A 6,188-nucleotide genomic window follows, 5' to 3' on the forward strand; every position below is an offset into this window, starting at 1 on the left:
GGGGCCCGGCGGGCAGTTTCCGCGCCGGGGGCCCGATGGGGTGTCGCCCGTACCGGGAGCACGCCGGCTCCGTACGGCCCACCAGCGGTTTTCAGCTGTCGATCGGGCCGCTGATCACGGGAGCTGGTAGCCCGCGCTCTCGGCGTGCCGGGTGAACGCCCGGACCTTGCCCTGGTCGACCCGGCCCCACCAGCGGCCGTTCTCCTTCAGCGAGGAGGCCACGATGGCGCCGTGGCACAGGGACAGCAGCCGCTCGGCGTTGTTCTCGGTCATGCCCGAGCCGATGATCACCGGCAGCTGGGTGGCGTCCATGATGCCCCGGACCTCGGTCTCCGCGGCCTCGTCGCCGGTGCGGCCACCGGTCGCGATGAGCACGTCCGCGTCGAAGAACTCGTTGTCCTCCGTCTGCTCGGCCAGGCTCCGGTCGGCGATGATGGAGTGCGAGCCGTGCTTGACGTGCACGTCCGCGAACACCTTGAGCTGCTCGGCGCGGAGCGTGGCCCGGTACCGGGTGGCGGCGGGGGCCAGCCCCTCCATGAAGCCCTCGTTGGCCACGTAGGCGTTCGCCCACTGGTTGACGCGGACGAAGGACGACTGGGCGGCCTGGGCGGTGGCTATCGAGCAGTGCGCGCCGTTGGCCAGGACGTTCACGCCGACCGGCAGGCCCGCCTTCTCGCGGACGTGGTCGCCGATCACGGCGAGGTTCGCCGCGGTCTCGAAGCCCTGGTCCTCCGGCTTGGGGAAGGGCAGGTCCCAGGCGTTCTCCACGATGAGGCCGTGGACGCCGCCCTGCTGGTACGCCTTGGCCTCCTCCACGGCGAACTTGACGATGTCGGCGATGGACTCGCCGCGGTAGTGCGGGCTGCCGGGGAGCGGCGGGCAGTGCACGACGCCGATGACGACGCGCTCGGTGCCGAAGATCGAGGTCAGCGCCGACTCCTTGGGCGGGAAGACGCCTACCGTTCGCTCGCCTGCGGTGCTGTCGACGGGGTTGTTCATGATGTCCTTTCCATTGCGCCAGGTGCGGACGGAACGGCCTGGTCGGCCACTCCCACCTGGTTCGAGAATTCGAAGCAGCCGGTGTATCCGGCGGTGACCAGCCGGGACCAGTGATCGAAAGCCTGTTCGGGGGTGGGGAAGAACCAGATCTCCACCTCGGAGAAGTCGCTCTGACCCCGGACGTGGTACGCGCCGACCCGTCGGCCGCCCAGCCGCTCGGAGGCGTCGCGCTCCTGCTGGAACGCCGCCTCGTGCCGGGCCCGTGCCTCGGGTCCGAGCTCGAACCACGTGGTGCGGGGGAGGGAGTAGTGCAGCCAGAGGGTGTTGTCCGTGTCGCTCATGTCATTTCCTCCGCAAGACGTCTTCGAGCCGCGTGCGACGGCCGATGTAGTGGCGGGACGTCGTGAACTTGAAGTCCGCCACCCGGGTGTGCTCCCGCATCGCCGTCTGCACCATGGCGACGCTCGGCACCCGCCACACCCCGACGTGGTCCCACTCGCTCGCGCCGTCGAGGCGGTGCCGGCCGGCGATGGCGGCCCCGGCCCGTACGTCCGCGGAGAACGCGACATCGCACTCCAGGTCGTACTCGCGCCGCTGCTCGGCGGAGGCGGCCTGCCAGGCGCTGTTCCACTTCCAGAGCGCGAAGAACGCCCAGTCGTCCTCGGGCCGGGAGGCGGGGCCGACGACCGGCAGGAACTCCCGCGGCCCGAGGAGCCATTCGGTGCGCAGCGCACGCGACCAGCCCGCCTCTTCGAGGGCGAGCGTCCCGCGCAGCGCGGCAGACGGGGTGGGGGCCTCGAACATGCCGACGAAGTCGACGTCGTGGGAGAACCCGGTGGCGTACACGGTCGGCGAATCCGCCGTCGCGTGCCCGGCGTCGTCGCCCGCGAGGACGCGGTCGACGGACAGCCGCCAGCCCTCGGCCTTCAGGGCGTCGAGTTGCTCCATGACCGGCCGCAGCGTCGGTTCCGGAGACGCGGGGCGCAGCCGGGCCAGGAACAGGACGGCGCACCGCTGTCCCGGAGCCGCTTCGAAGACGTCCGTCTCCTCGCTCAGCAGCGTCATACGCTCCTCCTCTCCGTCAGCTCGGCCCGCGTGGCGTACGAGAGGTGGCCGCCGTACCCGGAGCAGCTGTGGGAGGCCGCCGCCACCGCGTAGCGCAGGGCGTCGAGCGGGTCGCCGGAGTCGAGCATCATGCCGACGAACGACCCGGCGAGGCAGTCGCCCGCGCCCGTCGTGTCGACCACGGGGGCCGCGCCGGGGGCGACGGGGACGGTGATCTCCTCCTCGCCGGGCGTGCACCAGCGGGCGCCGCGCGAACCGTCGGTGAACACCACCGAGCGGGCGCCGAGGCCGAAGAGCACCTTGATCGCGTCGGGCCCGATGGCCCGTGCGGCGTGCGTGTTGCAGAACACCGTGGCTGCGCCGTCGATATGGTCCGCGAGCGACTCGATGCCGTCGGGGAACGTCGCCGGCTCCAGGTCGATCGACCACGGGACGCCGCTCTCGGCGCACCGGGCGATGACGGCCCGCGCCGCGTCCGGGTCGTAGACCGCGGTGTGCAGCCAGCCCGCGCCGGCCAGGGAGAGCTCCCGGCAGACGGCCTCGGAGGGGTACATGCGGACGCCGGGCACCAGGATGAGGTGCTTCTCGCCGTCCTCGGCGATGGTGATGACGGCCCGGCTGGAGGGGCCGGGCGAGACCTCGGGCCGGAAGTCCACGCCGAGGCCGCGCGCCTGCTCGGCGCATTCGCGGCCGGCCGCGTCCGTTCCCACGGAGCTGACCAGCGCCGTCGGCGTCCCGGTGAGGGAGCAGGCGACGGCCGCGTTGGTCACCACGCCCCCGACCGAGTCGGTGAGGTAGTCGGTGACCACCTTCTCGTCGGCGGCGGGCAGGGAGCCCACCCGGAGCGTGGTGTCGAAGACGGTGTCCCCGACGAAGACCGCGGTCTTCGTCCCGGGGGGCGCGCTGTTCGGAGGTGAGGGAGGTGAGGCTGTGTTCATGGGCGAGTGAGCTCGATTCGGAAGCGGTATCTGTCGGCCCGGTATGTGATCACCACGTACTCCAGGGGGACGGCGGTCGCGGAGAGCGAGCGGCGGCGCGCGATCAGGATCGGAGCGCCCTTGGCGACGGCCAGCCGCTGCGCGAGCTGCGCGTCGGCGACGCCGCCCTCGATGTACTCCTCGCCCGAGCTGATGCGCGTACCGGTGGTGCGCTCGATCCACTCGTAGAGGGAGGAGTCCCGCAGCGTCGCCTCGGGCGGCGGCGTCGCGGGGTCCACGACCCGCGGCGACAGCCACGAGACGCTGGAGGCGATGGGCTCGTCGTCGGCGAGCAGCACCCGGTCCACGCAGACCGCGTCGTCGCCCTCGGCCAGCCCCAGCTCCTTGGCGACCTGCGCGGGGGCGGGCAGTACGGAGACGGCGACCAGCCGGTAGCCCGGCGCCAGGCCGCGGGCCCGCATGTCGTCCGAGAACGAGGCCAGCAGGTTGAGCGGCTGTTCGACCTTGGGCGGGAGCACGATCGTGCCCTTTCCGGACCGCCGGCTCACCAGTTGGTCGCCCTCCAGCTCGTTCAGAGCGCTGCGGGCGGTGGTCCGGCTGATGCCGAAGCGCCGGGTGAGCAGCGTTTCGGACGGCAGCGCGTCCCCGGCGGTGAACTCGCCGTCGGCGATGGCCGACCGCAGCAGTTCGGCGATCTGATGCCACTTCGGTACCGGGCCGTCCACCAGGTCTTCGTCATCCCAAGCCATGCCGAAAGTATCCGAACGTCATGACGTTTGGTCAACGGGTCCGATCCATCAACTTTGGGTGCATCAGTGATCGCTCAGCGTGGCCTTCCGCACCCCGTTGACGTTCCCGCGGAAGCGCGCTTACGGTGCATCACCACAGCCCGGATCCGCTGCTCACAGGCGGCGCGACCGACGGGCGACCGGTGCCGCGGCGGCCTTGGCCCCGCCGTCGGCCGGGTGTTTCAGGACCGCACGTCGCTGCCCGGTCCCGCGCTGTCCCGGCCCGCCCGCGAGGCGGCCGGCCGGCGGGGTCCGACGGGCTGCCGCGCGGCAGTTCCACAGCGAATGGGGTGCCCTTTTTCATGATCGTCTTCTGTGGGTACGGCAACAGCGACCTCACCGTGAACGTGCCCGCCCTCCCCGGCGCGGGCGACCGGGTGCAGGCGCTCGGCATCGAGCGCCACGACGGCGGAATGGGCGCGAACGCGGCGGCCGCGGCGGCGCGCATGGGCGCCGACTCCCGCTTCGCCGGGGTCGTCGGGCCCGACGCGCTGAGCGACGCCTTCCTGAACGGCCTCGGCGCCGAGGGCGTGGACGTGGCGTGGACCTCCCGCGCGGGCCGCCTCACCACCGCCGTCATCCTCGTCACCCCGGACGGCGAGCGCTCCGTCATCAGCGAGGACGACTACCTCACCGGGGACCATGTGGCGGACGTGGTGCGGTGGTGCGCCGAGGCCGGCGGCGGCTGGCTCTACCTCGACGGGTACCGCTTCCCCTGGGCGGCGCCCCTCCTGGAGGGCGTTACGGGCCTGCGTGCGGTCGTCGACCTGGACGGCTGCGAGAGCGCCGACGCGGCGCGGGCCGCCCTGTCGGCGGCGGACCACGCGATCATCGGCCGCGCGCAGGCCGAACGGCTCCTCGGCCCGGACCTCGGCGCGGTCGCGGTGGCGCACGGCACGCATCTCCTGGTCACCGACGGCGCCCGCGGCTGGCGGCTGCACACGCCGGACGGGGACACACGGGACGGAGCCGCCATCGAGGTACGGGTCCGCGACGCCACCGGAGCGGGCGACTGCTTCGTCGGCTGCTACCTCGCCGAACTGGAACGCGGCGCGGAACCGGCCGCCGCCGCGGCCTTCGCCTCCGTCGCCGCCGGCCTGTCCTGCACGGGCCCCGGCGCCCGGGAGAGCCAGCCGGACCGGGAGGCCGTCGAGGCGTACCTCGCGCGCGGCGCGTAGGTCCGTGGACAGCACACCGGGCCGGAGCCGAAAGAGCCCCGGCCCGGTGTCGGGCCGTCAATGGAACATGCGGTCACCGCTGTTGGCCATGCGGTGCGTGCCGCTGTGGCGGCCGACCCAGTCGCGGATGAGGCCGATGGAGTTGGCGCACTGCCAGCTGTTGTCGTAGTCGCGCACCCCGGTGAAGGCCCCGTAGCCCGCGATGATGCCGTCCACCCGCGCGTCGCCCAGCAGCTTGTCGACGTACCACGGGTCGTTGTAGGTGGTCGTCCAGGACAGCGTGGCCGCGAGCTGTCCGGCGGAACGCTCCGCCGCGCCCTTCTTCAGCTCCGCGCACGTGTTCCAGGTGGCCTCCGTGCAGTTGCCGAAGCCGTTGGTGATGTCGGTGTCGCCGTAGTCCATCACCCGGCGGCCCTTCGGGAACCCGGAACCGGACCGGTTGAAGGCCCCCGTGACCTTGTCGCGGGAACCGGTCGTGGTGATGCCCTCCAGCGGGCCGAGCCTGCCCTCCAGGCTCTTCCAGCCCCGGCCGCCGACATCGGGGGTGTCGCCGCCGTGGTACTCGTAGAAGCCGTAGAGCACCTGGATGCCGGCGGCCGTCAGGCGCTGCGCCTTGTCGCGCAGCCCGGCGACGCTGCACGTACGGTTCGGCTGCTCCCCGCAGTAGTTCGGATCCTTGATGTCCAGCCAGACCAGCGACAGCCGGCGCCCCGCCTTGGCGTGGGAGAGGATGCGGTCGACCATGCTGTCGAAGGTGGGCCCGTACCGGTTGTCACCGGCCGACGAGCAGTCGTGCCACGCGCGCCACTCGTTGGGATTCCACCAGGCACAGGTGTCGATCTCGATGGCGTTGGCGCCGTGGGAGATCGCGGCGTCCACGCCGCCCAGGGTGTCGACCCGGTGCGCGATGGCGTAGACCGCCTGCCGCTGGTCGGCCGCCGACGCCGGGTTCGCGCCGAGCGCGCTCACGCCGATGATTCCGCACAGCGTCGCCAACAGCGCCAGCGCTCTGCGAGGGCGGATACGGGGGTGGATACGGGGGCGGGCGCGGTGTCGAAGGTGAGTGTTCAAGAAGGCACTCCTTCACGCTGCTGAGACGTGACGGCGGCGAGCCGTCCATCGATCGCGAAAATATAGCGCCCGAAGTGACAAGAGTGATCGATTCCTGCTCCGCTCTTAACGGTCAAACAGCCTTTTCGCGACGTGAGTTGCTCCAGGGC

General features: G+C 72.0%; 7 protein-coding genes. 1 reads left to right on the top strand and 6 read right to left on the bottom strand.

The window, feature by feature from the left end; translation table 11 throughout:
- Positions 1-114: 114 nt before the first annotated feature.
- The 5 genes from ACFU99_RS29360 to ACFU99_RS29380 are packed head-to-tail and all read right to left on the bottom strand — an operon-like array spanning position 115 to position 3,751.
- A complete protein-coding gene (locus ACFU99_RS29360; protein ID WP_384397750.1) occupies positions 115-999 on the bottom strand; it encodes a BtpA/SgcQ family protein in 885 nt (294 codons plus the stop codon).
- Positions 996-1,340 carry a hypothetical protein gene (locus tag ACFU99_RS29365; protein ID WP_384397752.1) on the bottom strand — a complete coding sequence of 115 codons (345 nt, stop codon included), beginning with the start codon at positions 1,338-1,340 and terminating at the stop codon, positions 996-998. The genes ACFU99_RS29360 and ACFU99_RS29365 overlap by 4 nt, the downstream gene beginning before the upstream one ends.
- Position 1,341: 1 nt before the next feature.
- Positions 1,342-2,064: a hypothetical protein gene (locus ACFU99_RS29370; RefSeq protein WP_384397754.1), complete on the bottom strand. Its 723-nt coding sequence runs from the start codon at positions 2,062-2,064 to the stop codon at positions 1,342-1,344.
- Complete coding sequence (locus ACFU99_RS29375) at positions 2,061-3,002, bottom strand: carbohydrate kinase family protein (protein ID WP_384397756.1); 942 nt, start codon at positions 3,000-3,002, stop codon at positions 2,061-2,063. The genes ACFU99_RS29370 and ACFU99_RS29375 overlap by 4 nt, the downstream gene beginning before the upstream one ends.
- Complete coding sequence (locus tag ACFU99_RS29380) at positions 2,999-3,751, bottom strand: GntR family transcriptional regulator (RefSeq protein ID WP_384397758.1); 753 nt, start codon at positions 3,749-3,751, stop codon at positions 2,999-3,001. Before ACFU99_RS29380 ends, ACFU99_RS29375 begins: the two co-directional genes overlap by 4 nt.
- A gap of 341 nt (positions 3,752-4,092) precedes the next feature.
- On the opposite strand from ACFU99_RS29380, the gene ACFU99_RS29385 reads away from it, so the two are divergent.
- A complete protein-coding gene (locus tag ACFU99_RS29385; protein WP_384397760.1) occupies positions 4,093-4,968 on the top strand; it encodes a carbohydrate kinase family protein in 876 nt (291 codons plus the stop codon).
- A 57-nt stretch (positions 4,969-5,025) separates the two neighbouring features.
- On the opposite strand, the gene ACFU99_RS29390 is transcribed toward ACFU99_RS29385, so the two are convergent.
- Positions 5,026-6,039 carry a phospholipase gene (locus ACFU99_RS29390; RefSeq protein ID WP_384397762.1) on the bottom strand — a complete coding sequence of 338 codons (1,014 nt, stop codon included), beginning with the start codon at positions 6,037-6,039 and terminating at the stop codon, positions 5,026-5,028.
- Positions 6,040-6,188: the final 149 nt, after the last annotated feature.

It is taken from the genome of Streptomyces sp. NPDC057654 (assembly GCF_042800135.1).
GTDB lineage: Bacteria > Actinomycetota > Actinomycetes > Streptomycetales > Streptomycetaceae > Streptomyces.